Raw genomic sequence first — 18,976 nt, forward strand, 5'->3', positions numbered from 1 at the left:
TTTTAAGGAGTCCATGTGCTGCCCATTCTTCAGTTGATCGTCGACACCGCTGCCACCGTGCTGGGCGCGGTCCTGCTCCTGCGTTTCTGGATGCAGACCATCCGGGTCCGTCCACCTGCATCCGTGGCGCAGTTCACGTTCACGCTGAGCGACTGGCTGGTCAAGCCGCTGCGCCGCGTGGTGCCGGGAGCGGGCGGTTACGATTGGGCGAGCCTGATCGGCGCCTTCATCGTGGTGCTGCTGGCGACGTCGATCTACTTCCTGGCCGGCGCCGGCGGCGAGCAGGTCTTCCTGTGGGCGCTGGCGCGCTTCGTGAAGTGGATCATCTACGGGTTCGTGGCGCTCTTGATCATCGAGGCGATCTTCAGCTGGGTCAATCCGCATGCGCCGCTGGCGCCGTTCGTGCATGCGCTGAACGATCCGCTGCTGCGGCCGATCCGGCGCGTGGTGCCGCCGATTGGCGGGCTGGATTTGTCGGTGCTGGTGGCGGTGTTGCTGTTGCAGATTGCGCTGTATTTGTTGAGGATGGTGTTGCCGGGGCCGTATTAAAGGCTTCGTTGGATGTGGAAATGGGCAGCGGTGAGCTGCCCATTTTTTTTGTGGTGGTGGCCGGGCTTGGTGGTTCGAGCGATGTCTTGCTGCTAGCGGCTGACGCTCGGAGCACGTACCGCGTGGGCACGGAGTGCCCACCTTACGGTTGCGTGTTCGATTGCGGCGGACGCATCGATGTGCGCCGACTGTCGATTACTTGAAGCGGTAGCCGAAGGCGGCTTCGAACTTGTCGGCGATTTCGACGGGGGTGAATTTGTGGTTCTGGCCGCCCTGGTGGCCGATCTTGATCGAGCCGAGCAGGCTGGCGAGGCGGCCGGTGGTGTTCCAGTCGTAGCCCTGGGCAATGCCGAACAGCAGGCCGGCGCGGTAGGCGTCGCCGCAGCCGGTGGGGTCGACGATGTTCGCGGCCGGGACCACCGGAATGTCGTAGCGCTCGCCGCCGGCGTAGATTTCGGAACCCTTTTCGCCGCGGGTGATGACCAGGGCGTCCAGTCGCGCTGCGATCGCTTCAAGCGTCAGGCCGGTGCGGTCGACGATCATTTCGAATTCGTAGTCGTTGGCCGCCAGGTAGGTGGCCTGCTCGATGAAGCTCAAGAGTTCTTCGCCGCTGAACATCGGCAGCTGCTGGCCCGGGTCGAACATGAACGGAACGCCTTGCGCGGCGCAGTCGCGTGCGTGCTTGAGCATGCCGTCGCGGCCGTCCGGGGCGATGATCGCCACGCGCAGCGGGCCGCAGTCAGCCACGTTGTTCTCGTGCGAGAACTGCATCGCGCCCGGGTGGAAGGCGTTGATCTGGTTGTTGTCCTGGTCGGCGGTGACGAAGCACTGAGCCGTGTAGGCGTCGGCAATGGTCTTGATGGCGCGCGTCTTGATGCCGAAGTTGCGCAGGCGCTCGAGGTAGTCGGCGCCGTCCTGGCCGATGGTGGCCATGATCAGCGGGTCGCCGCCGAGCATGTTCAGGTTATAGGCGATGTTCGCCGAGCAGCCGCCGTATTCGGTGCGCAGGGTCGGCACCAGGAACGACACGTTCACGCGGTGCAGCTGGTCGGCCAGCAGGGTGTCGCCGAAGCGGCCGTGGTACTGCATGATCTTGTCGAATGCCAGCGATCCGCAGATCAGGGTAGGGTGGGTCATGTTCGCTCAGGGATAAAAGACGGCGATGTGGTAGCCGGATGGTTGAAGGTCGTCCACGCGGAAGTGGAGCGTGATCGCTTGTTCGACGCGCGGGGCCAGGCCGTTTGCGGCCGGTGTGCCTGCCGCCAGGTAGTCGCGCGGCGCGAACACGCGGCGCACCAGCGGCTTGTCGCTGGCGTCGGTCAGCGACAGCTCGAGGCTGGGCCAGGCCTGCGGCACGGCGCCCTGGTTGCGCAGCTGGGTGGTGAACGCATAGGCGCCGCCGCCGAGGGTGGTCAGTTCGCCGGTGTCGATGACGAGGTTGTCGACCTGGGCCGGCAGCTCGACGCGGCAGCCGAACAGGGCGCAGCCGGATACCAGCGCCGGCTTCGCGCCGGGGGAGCGGGCGGCGAGCGCGTTGCGGAAGGTGAAGGCGCCCTGGGCAATCAGGATCAGCAGCAGCACGACCGAGCCGGCCAGCATGGCGAGCTTGCGCGTACGGCTGCCTTGTTCCTGCTGGCGGCTGCGCTTCACGAATTCGGGCTCGTCGCTCTCCGGCACGCGGATTTTCGGCGGCGCGTCGATTTTCGTCGGGGTCAGGCGCGAACGGCGGGCGGCGGCCTTTTCGGCACGCTTGGACGAAGGCGTACGGGCCACCGGCGGTGCGCTTGGCGCTGGCGCTGCGCCGTGGACGATGGCGCCGGCTGCCTCGCGCAGCGGCAGCATCGGCGGCGCGTCGGCAGCGCGCACCGGCGCCGCGGTTGATGGCGTCGCCGGATCTTGCCTGTGCTCGTCCTCGTGGCCGGGCAGCGCGGTGGCGACGATTTCCTCGTCCACCGGCAGGCCAAAGGTCGGCTCGATGCGGCTGGAAGGCGGGAAGGCGATCTCGGTGGCCGGCGCAAAGGCCGGTGGCGTGAGCGTTTGGGCGGGGCCGCCCGATGTGGTGTTGCCCGAATCGGCTTGCGCGGCCGAATCGGCGTCGACCGGCGCCGGCGGTTCGACGACCGTCACCTTCGCTATCGGCACGTCTGCCGACAAGGCCTCCGCTGCGGGTATGACAGGGGCGTCCTCTTCCGGCGCAGCGACCTTGGGCAGGATGCCGAACGGGTCGAAGGTATGATTGAAGTCGAGCGTGTAGACCGGCTGGTCGTCGAAATTCGGCGCGGCGTCGTCTGCAAGTGCGGCAGGCGCTTCTGCGTCGACAACGGCAATGGGAAGGGAATCGGCTACGGCGTCCGCTGCCGGCTCTTCGACCGGCTCGGGCTCCAGTTCCGGCTCCGATTCTAGTTCCGATTCTGGCTCGAATGCCGGCGCAACAGCGGCAAGTGTTTCGGCCACGGCAGGCGGCGCCGCTGCTGCCGGCGCACGCACCGGCAAGGCATCGAGGTCGACCAGCGACGCACTGCCGTCGAAGATCTCCTGGCAGGCGCCGCAGCGCACGATGCCCCCACGTAGTTTGAGCTGGTCCGAGGCGACCCGGAACATGGTGCCGCAGTGGGGGCATTGTGTGGCGAGCGCCATGCCTGGGCTCTCCTTAGGCGGTGGCGGAACGCGCGGGCGGAACCGTGTCCTGGCCGAGCGTGCCGTGCAAGGCAACCCAGCCGTCCTGCTCGGCCCAGACGCCCAGCTTTATGAAAGGTGCGTAGGCGGCGGCCACTTCCTCGGCCTGGCGCGCCAGCACGCCCGACAGGATCAGCGAACCACCGGGCGCCACGCGGCCGGACAGCATCGGCGCCATCAGCTTCAATGGGCTCGACAGGATATTCGCCACCACGATGTCGAACTTGCCGCTGGCGTGACGCGCGTTCGGCGCCACAGCCAGGTCGTCCGGCACGTAGAAGTCGATCTCGCAATTGTTACGTTCGGCATTTGCGCGGGCCGATTCGATCGCTTGCGGATCGATGTCGACACCGGCCACGTCGCCGGAACCGAGCTTCTTGGCGACCATCGCCAGGATGCCCGAGCCGCAGCCGTAGTCCAGCACCGACTTGCCCGGTTTCGGATGCGCTTCCAGCCACTCCATGCACAAACGGGTGGTCGGATGGCTGCCGGTACCGAAGGCCAGGCCCGGATCGAGTTCCAGGATCAGGGCGTCCGGGTTTGGCGCTTCGTGCCAGCTCGGCACGACCCAGATGTTGGTGCCGATGTGGATCGGCTCGAACTGCGATTGGGTCAGGCGCACCCAGTCGGCGTCCGCCACATCGCGCGTGGTGAACGCCGGTACCTCGGCCAGCTTGATCGCGGCAGCGGCTTCGGCAACGATCGCTGCCTGGTCCGCGTCGGTATCGGTCAGGGCGACCACGCGGCTGTGGTCCCAGGCCGTTTCGGTCGGTTCCATGCCCGGCTCGCCGAACAGGGGATTTTCCTGGTCGGTGCCTTCGTCGGCGTCTTCCACCGAGACCGACAGGGCGCCTGCTTCCATCAGCGCGTCGGACAGGGCTTCGGCGTGGTCGCGGGCGATTTCGATGACGACTTCAGTCCAGCTCATGCGTCAGCCTTGTTTTCCGGGGCCACGACAACCTTGGTGTCGGGGCGGTTCGCCAGCTTCTGTTCCAGGTAATGAATGTTGGTGCCGCCTTCGATGAAACGGGCGTCGACCATCAGTTCGCGGTGCAGCTGGATGTTGGTGAGGATACCCTCGACCACCATTTCCGACAGCGCGATCTGCATGCGGCGGATGGCCTGCTCGCGGGTAGCACCGTAGGAAATTACCTTGCCGATCATCGAATCGTAATGAGGTGGCACATAGTAGCCCGCATACGAGTGCGAATCGACACGGATGCCAGGACCGCCCGGCGGATGCCAGCCGGTGATGCGGCCCGGCGACGGCGTGAACTTGAACGGGTCTTCGGCATTGATGCGGCACTCGATGGCGTGGCCGGCCAGCATGATGTCGCGCTGGCGGAAACGCAGCTTTTCGCCGCAAGCGATGCGGATCTGTTCCTGCACGATGTCGATGCCGGTGATCATTTCGGTGACCGGGTGTTCGACCTGCACGCGGGTGTTCATTTCGATGAAATAGAACTCGCCGTTTTCGTACAGGAATTCGAAGGTGCCGGCGCCGCGGTAGCCGATCTTGCGGCAGGCTTCGGCGCAGCGGTCGCCGATCTTTTCGATCAGCTTGCGCGGGATGCCCGGCGCCGGTGCTTCCTCGATCACCTTCTGGTGGCGGCGCTGCATCGAGCAGTCGCGTTCGCCCAGCCAGACGGCGTTTTTGTGTTCGTCGGCGAGGATCTGGATTTCCACGTGGCGCGGATTTTCCAGGTACTTCTCCATGTAGACTTCCGGATTGCCGAAGGCCGAACCGGCTTCGGTCTTGGTCATCTGCACGGCGTTCAGCAGGGCCGCTTCGGTGTGGACGACGCGCATGCCGCGTCCGCCGCCGCCGCCGGCCGCCTTGATGATGACCGGATAGCCGACCTTGCGCGCGGTCTGGATGATCTCTTTCGGGTCATCCGACAGGGCGCCGTCGGAGCCGGGCACGCAAGGCACGCCGGCGCGGATCATCGCCTGCTTGGCCGAGACCTTGTCGCCCATCAAACGGATCGAGTCGGAACGCGGGCCGATGAAGACGAAGCCCGATTTTTCCACGCGCTCGGCAAAGTCGGCGTTTTCCGACAGGAAGCCGTAGCCAGGGTGGATGGCTTCGGCGTCGGTCACTTCGGCGGCGCTGATAATGGCTGGCATGTTCAGGTAGCTCAGCGCGGACTGTGCCGGGCCGATGCAGACGGACTCGTCGGCCAGCTTCACGTACTTGGCGTCCTTGTCGGCCTCGGAGTGAACGACCACCGTCTTGATGCCCATTTCGCGGCAGGCGCGCTGGATACGCAGCGCGATTTCACCACGGTTGGCGATGAGGATTTTTTCAAACATGGTTAGCTTGGGTAGATGAGAGAAGCCGGCGTCGGGCGCCGGCCTGGGTTCGGATCAAAAGGCCGCGTAGACATCACGGCCGGCGAGGCTGGATCAGCCGATCACGAACAGCGGCTGGCCGAATTCGACCGGCTGGCCATTTTCCACCAGGATCTTGGTCACAACGCCCGACACATCGGCGTCGATTTCGTTCAGGAGCTTCATCGCTTCGATGATGCAGAGGGTATCGCCTTCCTTGATGTTGGCGCCCACTTCCACGAAAGCCGGTGCGCCTGGCGCCGACGAACGGTAGAAGGTCCCGACCATCGGCGACTTGACGACGTGGCCGGTTTCGGCGGCAACGGCCGGGGCTGCTGGTGCTGCCGGAGCAGGCGCTGCGGCAGGGGTAGCCGGCGCCGAGAACTGCTGCACGCCCGCGGACGGCATCATGACCATCTGGCCTTGGGGCATTGCGGACGACTTGACGATGCGGACCTTGCTTTCGCCTTCGGTCACTTCGAGTTCAGCGATGTCCGATTCGGCGACGAGGTCGATCAAAGTCTTGAGTTTACGAAGATCCATGTAGAACCCCTTGGAATTATTTGTGTTTTAAGAGTAAGCGAAGCGCCAAAAAGAGGGCGCATCCGCGCATGATGCATGAAGTTGGCGTAGATTAACGCTATTTAAGCGCAAAGTCGATGGCAAACCGATATCCGTCCACACCCAGGCCGCTGATCGTTCCGCGGGCGATCGCCGACAGGTATGAGAAATGACGGAATTCTTCACGCTGGTAAATATTTGAGATATGTACCTCAATAAACGGAATCGCCACCGCAGCCAGCGCATCGCGCAGAGCCACGCTGGTGTGGGTCAGTCCGCCAGGATTGATGACGATGGCATCCACGCCCTCGGTACGGGCAGCGTGGATGCGGTCGATCAGCGCACCTTCGTGGTTGCTTTGAAAGCAGGAAAGCGATCCGCCCGCAGCTTCGGCCTGGGCCGTTGCCGCGCTTTCGATGTCGGCCAGCGTTGCCGCGCCGTACACCGCAGGCTCGCGGGTCCCCAGCAGATTCAGGTTGGGACCGTTAAGCAGCAGTAGCTTTTTCGCCATGTTTTTGTAGAGTCTATGCTCGAAAGTGACGCATTTTGCCGCCAACAAGGGGTATTGGCAAGCAATAAAATTCTATGCGGATAAGGGTGACTTGGGCGCAGTTCGGAATAGAACGACCGTTCGCGAGTCCTGTTGCATCACCCTACAGCGCCGCCAGGTCCGCCTTCAACTCGTCGAACTTGAGTTTGCCCAGGTAGGTCTTCTTGACCTGCCCATCGGCGCCGATCAGCACCGTGAAGGGCAGGCCGCCCTGCGCATTGCCGAAGCCGCGCGACAGCTCCGTGCCACCCATGCCACCCACGTACAGCGGATACCGGATGGCGTGCTTGGCGGCGAACTCGCTCATCGCCGACGGGGCGTCGATGCCGATGCCGATCACGTTGTAGCGCTTGCCATTCTCTTCGTTCGCCAGCGCCGAGAGTTCCGGCATTTCCTGCACGCAGGGCCCGCACCAGGTCGCCCAGAAGTTCACCAGCAGCGGCTTGCCCTTCCATTTCTCCAGCGACTGCGGCTTGCCTTCCAGGTCGTTCAGCGACTGCGCATATAAGTTAGTGGAAGCCGTATGGGCCGGGCCGCCGGTCGGGGCGACGGCGGTGGTCACGGGTACTGCCGGTTGCGGCTGGGTCTTGTAGCCGAGGAAAGCGCCAAGCGCGCCAAAGACCACGGCCACGGCCGCGAGTGCTGCCAACTTCTTTTTATTCATTCGTCCTGTTCCAGAGATTGGTCGGTCGTCATCAAGGCGCGCAGGCCGGCCGCGTCGACACGCTGCAGGCGGCCATCGGCGCGCGGCTTGAGTGCGCCACGCAAGTCATGATAATCGTAGAGCTCGGCGTGGACGGCTTCCTTATGCCACAGGAAGCTCACCGTTTCAACCGGATCGTGGCGCGCGCCCTTGAAGTGGGGCGTTTCCGAGATGTCGATATTGACATTGCGGCCCAGCAGGAAGATCTCGACTTCCTTGGCGCTGTCGGCAAACAATTGCAAATGGATATCGTCGTGCTCGCCGGCGGTGCCGTTCAGTACCGCGCCGGTGAGATAAGGATGGAACGCAGCCAGCGCGTCCATCACCTGCAATGCCGTTTCGCGCAAATGCAGCAGGCGTTCGGCCTGGGCGCCGCCGCCAAACAGGGACTGGTACTTGCGCACCTCGTCCTCGATCTGGGTATTGTCGGGCATCAGGTTCGGCGCCGGCTGGTCCACGCCCAGCACTTGCCGTGCAGCCTTGCGGCGGGCAGTGGCGTAATCGGCGCCGTCCTGGGCGATCATGCGTGCGGCTGTGGCGGCAATCTCCAGGCGCAGCTGGAATAGGTCATTGTTCTGGCTTGGCATCATGAGGACGATCATACTCTTGAACGAAAAATGGCATCGCGTCGGTTAGAATCCTGTATTCGCTTTCATACCCACGACCATGCACATTCATATCCTCGGCATTTGCGGCACCTTCATGGGTGGCCTGGCGGTGCTGGCCAAGGAGGCCGGCCACCGCGTTACCGGTTGCGACGCCAACGTCTATCCCCCGATGAGCACCCAGCTCGAAGCCCAGGGTATCGAACTGATCCAGGGCTACGGGCCCGAACAGGTGGCTTTGGCCCCGGACCTGTACGTAGTCGGCAACGTGATGACGCGCGGCAATCCGCTGATCGAGGAAATCCTGAACCGCGGCTTGCCGTACACGTCGGGCCCGCAGTGGATCGGGGAACATATTCTGCGTAATAAATGGGTGCTGGCCGTGGCCGGTACCCATGGCAAGACCACGACCTCGTCGATGCTGGCCTGGATTTTGGAAGACGCGGGCTATTCGCCGGGCTTCCTGATCGGCGGCGTGCCGATGAACTTCGGCATCTCGGCGCGCCTGTCGGGCGAAGCGGACAGCGATTTCTTCGTGATCGAGGCCGACGAATACGACACCGCCTTTTTCGACAAGCGTTCCAAGTTCGTGCACTACCACGCCAAGACGGCTGTCCTGAACAACCTGGAATTCGACCACGCCGACATCTTCCCGGACATCGGCGCCATCGAAACCCAGTTCCACCACCTGGTGCGCACCGTGCCGGGCATCGGCCGCCTGGTCGTGAACGGCGACGAAGCCTCGCTGGCGCGCGTGATCAAGCGCGGCTGCTGGAGCGACAAGGAAAGTTTCGGTACGTCGGATGGCGTGAACTGGGCCATGGTCGAGCATCCGGGCGGCGCCAGCTTCGACGTGGTGTTCAACCACGAAGTGCAGGGCACTGTGCACTGGGAACTGACCGGCAAGCACAACCGCTCGAACGCGCTGGCCGCGATTGCCGCCGCGCGCCACGTGGGCGTGCCGGTGGCGCAAGCCATCGATTCGCTGTCGCGCTTCCAGAGCGTGAAGCGCCGCATGGAAGTGCGTGGCGTAGTGAACAATGTCACCGTGTACGATGACTTTGCGCACCACCCGACTGCGATCGCCACCACCGTGGGCGGACTGCGCCAGCGCATCGGCACGGGCGGGCGCATCCTGGCGGTGCTGGAACCGCGTTCGAACACCATGAAGCTGGGCGCCATGAAGGATGCCCTGCCGGGCAGCCTGAAGGACGCCGACCTGGTGTTCGGCTTCGGCAGCCAGCAGGCGCTGGGCTGGTCGCTGGCCGACGCCCTGAAGCCGCTGGGCGCGATTGCCCACAGCTTCGACCAGATCGACTACATGGTGCAGGCCATCATCCAGGCCGCCCAGCCGGGCGACCACATCCTGGTGATGAGCAATGGCGGCTTCGGCGGCGTGCACCAGAAGCTGCTCGAGGCGCTGGCCAAATGATTCTATATCTGCACGGCTTCCGTTCCTCGCCGCGCTCGTTCAAGGCGCGCGTGGTGCAGGAGCGGATGACGGCGGCCGGCCGCGCAGGCGACCTGATTTGCCCGCAGCTGCCGGCCTCGCCGAAGGCGGCAATGGAGCTGGCTCTGCTGCTGGCCGAACGTCATGCGCCCGAGAACCTGGCGATTGTCGGCTCCTCGCTGGGCGGCTTCTACGCCACCTGGCTGGCCGAGCGCCTCGGCGTGCGCGCGGTGCTGTTGAATCCTGCGGTCGACCCGTTGAAGAACCTGGAACAGCACGTCGGCGTGACGACAACGTGGCACTCGGACGAGACGTTCGAGTTCCGCCGCGAGTATATTGACGAGCTGGCCGCGCTGAAAGTTTCAAAGATTACGCATCCGGAGCGCTATTTCCTGGTCGCGGCAACGGGCGACGAAGTGCTGGATTACCGCGACATGGTGGCGCACTACGCCGGCGCGCGCCGGCATGTGATCGACGGCAGCAATCATGCGATTTCAGAATTCCCGCAGTATGTGGACGAGGTATTGGCGTTCTGCCAGCCGGATGTCGGCTGGACGCAGGCAGGTTCAAAGACAGGCGATAACTAGTGCGCGGCCAGTCTTTGCGCCAGGCGAAATGGCATCGCCATGTGGGCGCCGTGCACGCGCCGCCGGCCATGCGCGACTGGCTGACGACGCAAGGTTCGCTCACGGCGCGCCTGGTAGCGAGCAGCGAGACCTTCCGCGTAAAGCGCCTGCACCAGCACGCGGCACTGTGTGCGCTGGAAGAGACGGGGCCGATCGGCCTGCCGCGCCGCGAGCGGGTGTGGGAGCGCGAAGTCTTGCTCTGCTGCGACGATGCGCCGGCGGTGTTTGGCCACACGGTGGTGCCGATGTCGGCCACCGCCAGCGACTGGCCGCTGTTTTCGGCGCTGGGCGAACGTTCGCTCGGCACGACCCTGTTTTACGACCCGCGGGTACAACGCGGGACACTGGAATTTGCACGGCTGCGCGGCAGCCACTCGCTGGTCGAGCGGCTGCGGTCCGCCCTCGGTGGCGAGCTGCAAGGAAACGAATTTTATGCGCGGCGCTGTGTCTATCGCCGCCATCAAGGCCTGCTGATGGTCACCGAGGTATTTTTGCCGGCGGTACTCGATCTGGGTGCAACACTTAGAACCTACTGAGATAGGTTCTTAATAACGCGACACGATTGCGACATAAACGATGAATGTATTTTTTGAAGAATCGGGCGACTTCAAGGTCGGCTCGGTGCTGTCCCAGGCAGGCGAGGCTTACCAGGTAGAACTGTCGAGCGGCAAACGGTCGAAGGTGAAAGCCAAGGACGTGCTGCTCCAGTTCGAGAAACCCGACCCCGCCACGCTGCTCGACGCCGCCAAGGGCATCGCCGCCGACGTCGACCTGGAATTCCTGTGGGAAGTCGCTGGCCAGGAAGAATTCGGCTTTGCCGAGCTCGGCGCCGAATACTTCGGCCACGCGCCCTTGCCCGCGGAAGCCGCCGGCCTGGTGCTGGCCCTGCACAATGCCCCGATCTACTTCTACAAAAAAGGCCGCGGCCGCTACAAGGCGGCGCCCGAGCAATCGCTGCGTGCGGCCCAGGCCGGCATCGAGAAGAAAAAGCAGCAAGCCCTGATCCAGGCCGGCTACGTCGAGGAACTGAAGGCGGGCAAACTGCCGGCTGCGCTGCAGCCCATGGTGCACCAGCTGCTGTTCAAGCCGGACCGCAACACCATCGAATACAAGGCCATGGAAACGGCCGCCAGCGAACTGCAGACCTCAGCCCCGCGCCTGATGCTGAAGGCCGGCGGCATTGCGTCGCCGAAAGAGCTGCACATGGGCCGCTTCCTGTTCGAGAACTTCCCGCGCGGCGCCGGTTTCCCGCCCGTGCCGGTGCCGAGCGCGCCTGCCGGCCTGCCGACGGCGAACGTGGCCGCCTTCTCGATCGACGACGTGACCACCACCGAGATCGACGATGCCTTCTCGGTCGAGCAGCTCGATGACGGCAACGTGCGCGTCGGCATCCACATTGCTGCGCCCGGTCTCGCCATCAAGCCGGACGACGAGATCGACAAGATCGCACGCGGCCGCATGTCCACCGTGTACATGCCGGGCGACAAGATCACCATGCTGCCGGACGAGGTGGTGAATGCCTTCACCTTGGCCGAGGGCAATACCTGTCCGGCACTGTCGCTGTATGCGACCCTGAACCCGGCCGACTGGTCGACGGTGTCGACCACGACCCGCGCCGAACTGGTGCCGATCAAGAGCAATCTGCGTCACAACGACCTGGATGCGCTGGTCAATGAGGAAACGCTGGAAAACGGCGAGGGCGAGTATCCGCACAAGCGTGAACTGGCGCTGATCTGGAAATGGGCGCTCAAACTCGAAGCGGGCCGCATGGCCAAGCGCGAAGCTTTCGGTTTGAAGCCGGAGCAGGCCAACCGCGTCGACTTCAATTTCTATGTCGAGGACGACGTGGTCTCGATCGTGCGCCGCAAGCGTGGCGCACCGCTCGACAAGATCGTCGCCGAGCTGATGATCTTTGCCAACAGCACCTGGGGCAAGCTGCTGCACGACTCGGGCGTGCCGGGCATCTACCGTTCGCAGGGCGCCGGCAGTGGCGCCGGCTGGGCGGCCAAGATGCAGGTGCGCATGGTCACGCACGCGGCGCCGCACCAGGGCCTGGGCGTGGACCAATATGCCTGGAGCACCTCGCCGCTGCGCCGCTATACCGACCTGGTCAACCAGTGGCAGATCATCGCCTGCGCCGAACACGGCGTGACCGCGCCGCTGGTGGCACCGTTCAAGCCGCGCGATGCGACGCTGTTCTCGATCGTCTCGGCGTTTGATGCCGCCTATTCGGCCTACAACGACTTCCAGCAGACCATGGAGCGCTACTGGTGCCTGCGCTGGCTGGGCCAGGAGCAGGTCAAGCAGACTGAAGCGGTCGTGCTGAAGGAAGACGTGCTGCGCCTGAACGACGTGCCGCTGGTGATTCGCCTGCCGGGCATGCCGCAGGTGGCGCGCGGTGTGCAGGTCAAACTCGACATCGTGCGCTGGGACGAAGTCGATTTGTCGCTGGAAGCGCGCCTGCTCGAAGTGGCGCAGGCCGCGCCTGGCGAAGAGCTGGCCTTTGACGAGGAAGAGGGCGAGGGCGGCGAAGCTGGCGATACCGGCGAGGCCGCGGTGGAAGAAGTGGTCGAAGCCGAAGGCGCCGTGGCAGCCGTCAGCACCGACGACGCCACGCCGGCCGCCGGCGCGCAATAATTAGTCAAGGCGAGCACGGGGCAACCATGAGCAGCAAGTCGATACGCACCATCGTGATCGTGACGGCCGTGATCGTGCTCGGCTACTGGGCCGTGTTCGCCTGGATGGTGTACCGCTCGCCGCTGGCATACGAAGCCATCGATTTCGACCACGATGGCTCGGTGAGCTTCAACGAGGCCGATTACGCGTCCTCGTTCGGCATGCGCACGATCTACCGGGACGGGGCGGAATGCGTGGAGTACTTCGCCGAGCACGATGGCGCCGCGCTGAAGCTGGATTGTCCCAAGAAACCGTAATGCGGTTTTTCGTAGGGTGGGCACTTGTGCCCACGCGGTGATGAGCCTCATGCCACGCGACCCCACATCATCTTGCGCCGGATAATAATCGAGACCGCAAAAACAGCTCATTCGATCACATCGGAACCCGAAGTAGCCGTGCCATTCTACCCGAGCCACCTACTGGATAATCGCAGCACGCAGCCAACAGGAGACGTTCGTCACCGCGTGGGCACAGGGTGCCCACCGTACGTAAAAAATATGAGATACCTGGCCATCGCTTTCGCTCTCATCATTCCCTGTGCCGTGTCGTTCTATGCAGGCGTCCTCTCCACCTCGTTCGACACCAACATGTGCTATTCGAACGTCCTGCGCACGCTGGCCGAGCAGGCAAACAGCGCCGCCGCCTCCGGCAAGCCCGCCGACATCGAACGCTACGCCCGCATGATCGACTCCCTGCCGAACGCCGGCTACGAATCCGACTGCGCCCAGATCGAACGCGCCTTGCAGCAGCAGATCGCCGCCCAGCCGAAACCATAATCCCGCAGTAAACGGGCCGGCAACGACCAGCACCGTTGCCCTGCCGCCACCAACCGCCCGCAGCGACTTCCTCCGCTGTAGAATGCCTGGATTCCCAGATTCAATGCCGTCCGGCGCGCACGCGTGAAGTATTCCCGAGAAAACCGTCCCTTGATGATCGCCCTGGCCGCTTCGGTGGCCGCGCATGCGTTCTTGCTGGCGATCCGTTTTGCCGCGCCAGAAGTATTCCGCATGCAGCCGGCCGACCCCGGCCTGGAAGTCATCCTCGTCAACGCCCGGCATGCCAATGCCCCGGCAAAAGCCGACGCCCTGGCCCAGGCCAACCTGGAAGGCGGCGGCACGGCCGATAATGGCCGCGCCAAGTCGCCGCTGCCCGACCTGCGCCGCATCGACAACGGCGACAGCATCAAGGCCCTGCAGCGCCGCATCGCCGAGCTCGAGCAGCTCCAGCAAAACGTGCTCACGCGCGTGAAAACCTCAAGCTTCAACGCCGCCCCGGTGCGCGACAAGGACAAGCCCGACCCCACCCGCACCGGCCAGGACGAAATCGACACCACGCGCCAGATCGCGCGCATGACGGCCGAGATCACGCAGACCATCGACGACCAGAACCGCCGCCCGAAGCGCACCCACATTTCGCCGAGCACGCGCCAGGTGGGCTACGCGTTGTACTACAAGGCGATGCAAAAGCGCGTGGAGGAGATCGGCACGCTGAACTTCCCCCAGCAGAACGGGCGCAAGCTGTACGGCGAGCTGGTGGTGTCGATTCCCGTCTACCAGGACGGCAGTCTGTACCAGAAGGAGGGCGGCCCGCGCATCGAGCGCAGTTCCGGCAACGCGGCGCTGGACAAGGCCGCGCTCGAGATCGTGCGCCGCGCCGCGCCCTTCGGCAGCTTCCCCCAGAATATGCGCTCGGTCGGCAAGGATGACTTGTGGATCGTGATCACCCGCTTTACCTTTACGCGCGAGGAAAAAATGAAGGCCGAATTGCAGGAGCAATCGTGACAGACACCATGACGGACCAGTATTGCGTGATCGGCAACCCGGTTGCGCACAGCAAGTCGCCGCAGATCCACGCCGCCTTTGCCGCGCAGACCGGCCAGCAGCTCGACTACGGCCGCCGCATGGCGCCGCTCGACGGCTTTGCCGACGTCGTGCGCGACCTGGTCGCTAAAGGATACAAGGGCGCGAACGTCACCGTGCCCTTCAAGCTGGAAGCAGCAGCCATTGCCACGCGCCTGGAAGAGCGGGCGCTCGCCGCCGGCGCCGTGAATACCCTCAGCTTCGTCGACGGCGAGATCGTCGGCGACAACACCGACGGCCCCGGCCTGGTGGCCGACATCACGCGCAATGCCGGCGTGGCGCTGACCGGCAAGCGCATCCTGCTGCTGGGCGCCGGTGGCGCGGCGCGCGGCGTGATGCTGCCTTTCCTGCAGCAGGGGCCAAGCGCGATCGTGGTGGCCAACCGCACCCGCAAGACCGCCGACACGCTGGTGGCCGACTTCCAGGACCAGGTCACGCAGGTTACGGCCGTCAACTTCGAGGATATCCGGGGCAGCTTCGACATCGTGGTGAACGCCACCTCGGCCAGCCTGGCGCAGGAAATGCCGCCGGTCCCGGCGTCGGCCTTTACGCATGACACGCTGGCGCTGGACATGATGTATGGCGACGCGCCGACGCCCTTCATGCTGTTTGCCGCGAAGCAGGGCGCCGCCACGCGCGACGGCTTTGGCATGCTGGTCGAGCAGGCCGCCGAAGCGTTTACGATCTGGCGCGGCGTACGCCCGGACACCCGCGAACTCCTGACCTCACTCAGAACATAATTACAACGATGGCGAAAAAAGGCATTGCGGGCGGCGCGTCGGGCGCATCGAATAAACGCCGCTGGATCAAATGGATATTCCTCGGTCCGATCCTGGCGTTTATCCTGCTGCAACTGTATTTCTTCGTGCAAGTATGCTGGTTCGTCTGGTTCAATCCCGGCTCGACCAGTTTCATGCGCCAGCAACTCTCTGAACTGCGCGAAAAGAATCCGAATGCGCAGCTGAAACACCAATGGGTGCCCTATGACCGCATTTCAAATCACCTGAAGCGCGCGGTGGTGGCCTCCGAAGACGCGAATTTCGCGGATCACCCGGGCGTGGATTTCGATGCGCTGGAGCGCGCCTATAACCGGAATAACCGCAAGCACAAGGTGGTCGGCGGCGGCTCGACGATTACCCAGCAACTGGCGAAGAACCTGTTCCTGTCCGGCTCGCGCAGCTATCTGCGCAAGGGCCAGGAAATGATCATCGCCTTCATGCTGGAATCGGTGATGAGCAAGCGCCGCATCCTGGAAGTGTATTTGAACGTGGTCGAATTCGGCCGCGGCGTGTTCGGCGCCGAAGCGGCGGCGCGCTATTACTTCCGTACTCCGGCAGCCAATCTCGCCCCGGCCCAGGCCGCGCGCCTGGCCGTCATGCTGCCGAATCCCCGCTATTACGACCGCCACCGCAGCACCAATTACCTGGTCAAAAGGACCAGCCTGATCCAGCGCCGGATGGGTGCGGCAGAGTTGCCCTAATTCATCTGTTTAATTCGTCGAAAAAACGCCGAAGACGGGGCAAAACCGTTGTTTCGGGGTGGCCGCACACGGGGTGAGCGAGTACACTTGCGTCAGTTTTGATTCCGGCCGAGAAAGCGCGCATGATCAACGTATTTGTCCTACAAAATGGCCGTCTGAACCAGGTCCCGATCGCGTCGCGCGCGGACCTGGAGAATGCCACGCCTGTCTGGGTCGATCTTACCGACCCCGACGACGACGAGCGTGCCTGGGTCAAGGCCATCTACGGCGTCTCGCTGCCGGGCGAAGACGAAGTGTCGGACATCGAGGCGTCGGCCCGTTATTACGAAGCCGAAAACGGCGACCTGCACCTGCGCACCGACTTCCTGCTCGAAGAAGAAGACGGCCCGTCGCGCGTGGTCACCGTCGCTTTTATCCTGTCGGGCAAGATGCTGTTCTCGATGCACTCCGACGATCTGCCGGTATTTCGCCTGGTGCGCATGCGCGCGCGTTCGCGTCCCGGTTCGATCGGCGACTACATGGACGTGCTGCTCGATTTATATGCGACCGATGCCGAGTATTCGGCTGACGCGCTCGAGGGCATCTACGAAAGCCTGGAAGAAGTCAGCCAGCGCGTGCTGCAAAAGGAATTCACCGACCAGGACGCGGCTGCCGCGCTGAATGCCATCGCGCACGAGGAAGACTTGAATGGCCGCATCCGCCGCAACATGATGGACACACGCCGCGCGGTGAGTTTCCTGATGCGCGGACGCTTGCTGAATGCCGAACAATTCGACGATGCGCGCCAGATCTTGCGTGACATCGAATCGCTGGATGGCCACACCTCTTTCCTGTTCGACAAGGTGAACTTCCTGATGGATGCCACCGTCGGCTTCATCAACATTAACCAGAACAAGATCATCAAGATCTTCTCAGTGGCCTCGGTGGCTTTCCTGCCGCCGACCCTGATTGCCAGCATCTACGGGATGAACTTCCATAAATGGTTCCCGGAGCTGGACTGGACCTATGGCTATCCCTTCGCCATCGGCATGATGATTGCGAGCGCGATTGCACCATTGTGGTATTTCCGCCGGCGCGGCTGGCTGAAACTGGCCTGATTATGCCGGCAGCTGGCCGACCAGGATCAGCGACGCCGGCTTGCCGCTCTGCGGGTGCAGCGGTTCGCGCAGTTCGCGGATACGCAGGCCATTGTTTTCGAACAGGGCGATCCAGTTTGAGAGGGTGCGGAAATACCAGGGCGGCGCATCCTGGAAGCCGCCCTTGAAACCGGCCCAGCTGCCGTCGCGCCAGCCATCGATATACGCCTGCTCGCCGCAGGCCAGCACCGGGTGCACGGTCTGTACCACCAGGTAACCGCCGCGGCGCAGGTAAGAGGGCGCGGTGCGGAACAGGCCTTCGACCGCTTCTTTTCCGATCAGCGAAAAATTGCAGACCGCGAGATCGACGGCCAGCTGTAGTTCGCCCTGTGCGATCTGTTCGTACGACAGCGCGCGGAATTCCCCGCCGCCGGCCGCCTGCGCCGCTTGCACCAGGCCGGCAATCGCATCGACGCCAATCATGGTCACTTCCGGCAGCGCCCGCACCAGCCAGCCTTCGCCGCAGCCGAGGTCGACGGCGGTCTGCGGCGCATAGGAACGCACGGTGTCGACGATGGCCGCATTCGTGACCAGCGTGCGGCTTTCGATTTCGCCGTTGCGGATGGCTGTAGTCCAGGGCTCGGCATTCCGGTGCCAGGAGTCGATGACGGTGGTGTCGCGCTGGGCAGGCATATGTCCTCCGCTTGGAAAAGACCATTATGCGCCAGCCGCAGCCGCTGATGGCCGGCACGGTAGCGCTATACTCATCCGTTTCCACACCAGGAGACGCGATGCCGGACCTGCCTTCAGCGACAGCCCATGGACACCAGCCAGCCGGCGACGCCGTGCTGCGCATCGTCTGTCCCACCCAGAAGCGGCTGTTGCCGGTGCTGCTGGCCGGGTTCCTGCTGCTGTTCATGCTGCCCAAGGCAGTCGGGTCCGGCACGTCGGAAGAAGTGTCCTGGCTCCCGCTGGTGGTGCTGGCCGCGATGTGTTTGCTGGTGCTGGCCACGCTGTACCGCAGCTTCGTGTTCCGCGATGCGCTCTGCATCTACCAGGGCAGCGAGGTGCCCGATGGCCTGCTCGTGGTGGCGGCCAGCAGCATCCGCTCGGTGCGCGCGCTGCCCGCGCCGCAGGCCTGGTCGCCCGAGGGCAAATGGGATGCACTCGGCATGTATCCGGGGCGGATTGAAATCGACACCGACAGCGGCGCCTTTCGCTTCGGGGCGGGACTGAGTGGATACATGGTCGGGGAAACGGTCGACAGGATTGCTGATTTTTGTGGTCTGGCGCCCGAGGGATGGCGTTCTCTTCAGCAGCAATGAAGCACCGGCAAGGTGCTTGCTTGCTGGAAAAGCAAGGTGCTCGTACACTGCGTAAGCCCTGATCAAGCTGCACCGCGAGCTGGCCGAGGTGCAGAGCGAGATCGATAACGCGGCCACCGCCCAGGCACAGCTGCGCAGGCAGGTGGACACCGAACTGCCGGCGGTGGCCATGCACGAACACGCCAGGGCCGGCCAGGCCGGCAAGGTCGGCAAGGCGCTGGACGACTTCGGCGGCGACTTGCTGCAGGGCGTCGCGGCCTTGATCACCTTTGTCGCCTCGACGATACCGTTTGCCCTGGCCGGTACGGTCCTGTATCTCGTGTGGCGCCGGGTGCGCCGGGGCCGCCGCGGCGGCGCAGCGGACAAACGCTGACGCGGCATCGCTGCGTCCGATGCGGGTTCCGGACGCAGCAGGCTGTTACATCCGTTTACGCTTCTTTACGCCTCACGACGGTGCAGGCGCGATGCGAGGTTTTACAATGGAGGCTTCAGCCTGCCGAGCCCGCTTG

Annotated in this window: 22 protein-coding genes; 13 read left to right on the top strand and 9 right to left on the bottom strand. The window is 64.0% G+C overall.

Annotation, left to right across the window (positions count from 1 at the left end):
• Positions 1-15: 15 nt before the first annotated feature.
• Complete coding sequence (locus tag QWL29_RS13550; RefSeq protein ID WP_305823413.1) at positions 16-549, top strand: YggT family protein; 534 nt, start codon at positions 16-18, stop codon at positions 547-549.
• A 195-nt stretch (positions 550-744) separates the two neighbouring features.
• On the opposite strand, the gene QWL29_RS13555 is transcribed toward QWL29_RS13550, so the two are convergent.
• The 8 genes from QWL29_RS13555 to QWL29_RS13590 all read right to left on the bottom strand — a co-directional run bounded on the left by QWL29_RS13555 (position 745) and on the right by QWL29_RS13590 (position 7,960).
• A complete protein-coding gene (locus tag QWL29_RS13555) occupies positions 745-1,686 on the bottom strand; it encodes a carbohydrate kinase family protein (protein WP_305823414.1) in 942 nt (313 codons plus the stop codon).
• A 6-nt stretch (positions 1,687-1,692) separates the two neighbouring features.
• Entirely contained in the window at positions 1,693-3,186 is a 1,494-nt protein-coding gene (locus tag QWL29_RS13560; protein ID WP_305823415.1) for a zinc-ribbon and DUF3426 domain-containing protein, read from the bottom strand.
• A gap of 13 nt (positions 3,187-3,199) precedes the next feature.
• Entirely contained in the window at positions 3,200-4,153 is a 954-nt protein-coding gene (gene prmA / locus QWL29_RS13565; protein ID WP_305823416.1) for a 50S ribosomal protein L11 methyltransferase, read from the bottom strand.
• Positions 4,150-5,538, bottom strand: coding sequence for an acetyl-CoA carboxylase biotin carboxylase subunit (accC, locus tag QWL29_RS13570; protein WP_305823417.1), 1,389 nt, complete (start codon positions 5,536-5,538; stop codon positions 4,150-4,152). Before accC ends, prmA begins: the two co-directional genes overlap by 4 nt.
• 93 nt (positions 5,539-5,631) lie before the next feature.
• Positions 5,632-6,099, bottom strand: a complete 468-nt coding sequence (accB, locus tag QWL29_RS13575; RefSeq protein ID WP_305823418.1) for an acetyl-CoA carboxylase biotin carboxyl carrier protein — start codon at positions 6,097-6,099, stop codon at positions 5,632-5,634.
• Between the two features lie 97 nt (positions 6,100-6,196).
• Positions 6,197-6,628, bottom strand: a complete 432-nt coding sequence (gene aroQ, locus QWL29_RS13580) for a type II 3-dehydroquinate dehydratase (protein WP_305823419.1) — start codon at positions 6,626-6,628, stop codon at positions 6,197-6,199.
• 142 nt (positions 6,629-6,770) lie between these two features.
• Positions 6,771-7,331, bottom strand: coding sequence for a TlpA family protein disulfide reductase (locus QWL29_RS13585; RefSeq protein ID WP_305823420.1), 561 nt, complete (start codon positions 7,329-7,331; stop codon positions 6,771-6,773).
• The gene (locus tag QWL29_RS13590) at positions 7,328-7,960 is read right to left on the bottom strand and encodes a hypothetical protein (RefSeq protein ID WP_305823421.1); all 633 of its coding nucleotides are present in this window, start codon (positions 7,958-7,960) and stop codon (positions 7,328-7,330) included. The genes QWL29_RS13585 and QWL29_RS13590 overlap by 4 nt, the downstream gene beginning before the upstream one ends.
• A gap of 76 nt (positions 7,961-8,036) precedes the next feature.
• On the opposite strand from QWL29_RS13590, the gene mpl reads away from it, so the two are divergent.
• The 10 genes from mpl to corA all read left to right on the top strand — a co-directional run bounded on the left by mpl (position 8,037) and on the right by corA (position 17,163).
• Positions 8,037-9,407 carry a UDP-N-acetylmuramate:L-alanyl-gamma-D-glutamyl-meso-diaminopimelate ligase gene (gene mpl / locus QWL29_RS13595; RefSeq protein ID WP_305823422.1) on the top strand — a complete coding sequence of 457 codons (1,371 nt, stop codon included), beginning with the start codon at positions 8,037-8,039 and terminating at the stop codon, positions 9,405-9,407.
• Positions 9,404-10,012 carry a YqiA/YcfP family alpha/beta fold hydrolase gene (locus QWL29_RS13600; RefSeq protein ID WP_305823423.1) on the top strand — a complete coding sequence of 203 codons (609 nt, stop codon included), beginning with the start codon at positions 9,404-9,406 and terminating at the stop codon, positions 10,010-10,012. Before mpl ends, QWL29_RS13600 begins: the two co-directional genes overlap by 4 nt.
• A complete protein-coding gene (locus QWL29_RS13605) occupies positions 10,012-10,587 on the top strand; it encodes a chorismate--pyruvate lyase family protein (RefSeq protein ID WP_305823424.1) in 576 nt (191 codons plus the stop codon). The genes QWL29_RS13600 and QWL29_RS13605 overlap by 1 nt, the downstream gene beginning before the upstream one ends.
• Positions 10,588-10,627: 40 nt before the next feature.
• Positions 10,628-12,688 carry a ribonuclease catalytic domain-containing protein gene (locus QWL29_RS13610; RefSeq protein WP_305823425.1) on the top strand — a complete coding sequence of 687 codons (2,061 nt, stop codon included), beginning with the start codon at positions 10,628-10,630 and terminating at the stop codon, positions 12,686-12,688.
• 26 nt (positions 12,689-12,714) lie between these two features.
• The gene (locus QWL29_RS13615) at positions 12,715-12,984 is read left to right on the top strand and encodes a hypothetical protein (RefSeq protein ID WP_305823426.1); all 270 of its coding nucleotides are present in this window, start codon (positions 12,715-12,717) and stop codon (positions 12,982-12,984) included.
• Positions 12,985-13,224: 240 nt separating this feature from the next.
• A complete protein-coding gene (locus tag QWL29_RS13620) occupies positions 13,225-13,503 on the top strand; it encodes a hypothetical protein (RefSeq protein WP_305823427.1) in 279 nt (92 codons plus the stop codon).
• A gap of 153 nt (positions 13,504-13,656) precedes the next feature.
• On the top strand, positions 13,657-14,508 hold the full coding sequence (locus QWL29_RS13625) for a TonB family protein (protein ID WP_305823486.1): 852 nt from the start codon (positions 13,657-13,659) through the stop codon (positions 14,506-14,508).
• Positions 14,509-14,516: 8 nt separating this feature from the next.
• A complete protein-coding gene (aroE, locus tag QWL29_RS13630) occupies positions 14,517-15,326 on the top strand; it encodes a shikimate dehydrogenase (RefSeq protein WP_305823487.1) in 810 nt (269 codons plus the stop codon).
• 8 nt (positions 15,327-15,334) lie between these two features.
• Positions 15,335-16,066 carry a monofunctional biosynthetic peptidoglycan transglycosylase gene (mtgA, locus tag QWL29_RS13635; RefSeq protein ID WP_305823428.1) on the top strand — a complete coding sequence of 244 codons (732 nt, stop codon included), beginning with the start codon at positions 15,335-15,337 and terminating at the stop codon, positions 16,064-16,066.
• 122 nt (positions 16,067-16,188) lie between these two features.
• A complete protein-coding gene (gene corA / locus QWL29_RS13640; RefSeq protein ID WP_229437314.1) occupies positions 16,189-17,163 on the top strand; it encodes a magnesium/cobalt transporter CorA in 975 nt (324 codons plus the stop codon).
• Here corA and QWL29_RS13645 read toward each other — a convergent pair whose 3' ends face one another.
• Positions 17,164-17,835 carry a class I SAM-dependent methyltransferase gene (locus tag QWL29_RS13645; RefSeq protein WP_305823429.1) on the bottom strand — a complete coding sequence of 224 codons (672 nt, stop codon included), beginning with the start codon at positions 17,833-17,835 and terminating at the stop codon, positions 17,164-17,166. It lies immediately after the preceding gene.
• A gap of 98 nt (positions 17,836-17,933) precedes the next feature.
• Between QWL29_RS13645 and QWL29_RS13650 the strand changes: the two genes are divergently transcribed.
• Both QWL29_RS13650 and QWL29_RS13655 read left to right on the top strand, forming a co-directional pair.
• Complete coding sequence (locus QWL29_RS13650) at positions 17,934-18,467, top strand: hypothetical protein (protein ID WP_305823430.1); 534 nt, start codon at positions 17,934-17,936, stop codon at positions 18,465-18,467.
• A gap of 67 nt (positions 18,468-18,534) precedes the next feature.
• Entirely contained in the window at positions 18,535-18,840 is a 306-nt protein-coding gene (locus QWL29_RS13655) for a DUF4349 domain-containing protein (RefSeq protein WP_305823488.1), read from the top strand.
• The last annotated feature ends 136 nt before the right edge of the window (positions 18,841-18,976 follow it).

The sequence above is a fragment of the Massilia brevitalea genome (assembly GCF_030711405.1).
In the GTDB taxonomy this organism is placed as follows: Bacteria; Pseudomonadota; Gammaproteobacteria; order Burkholderiales; family Burkholderiaceae_D; genus Telluria; species Telluria brevitalea.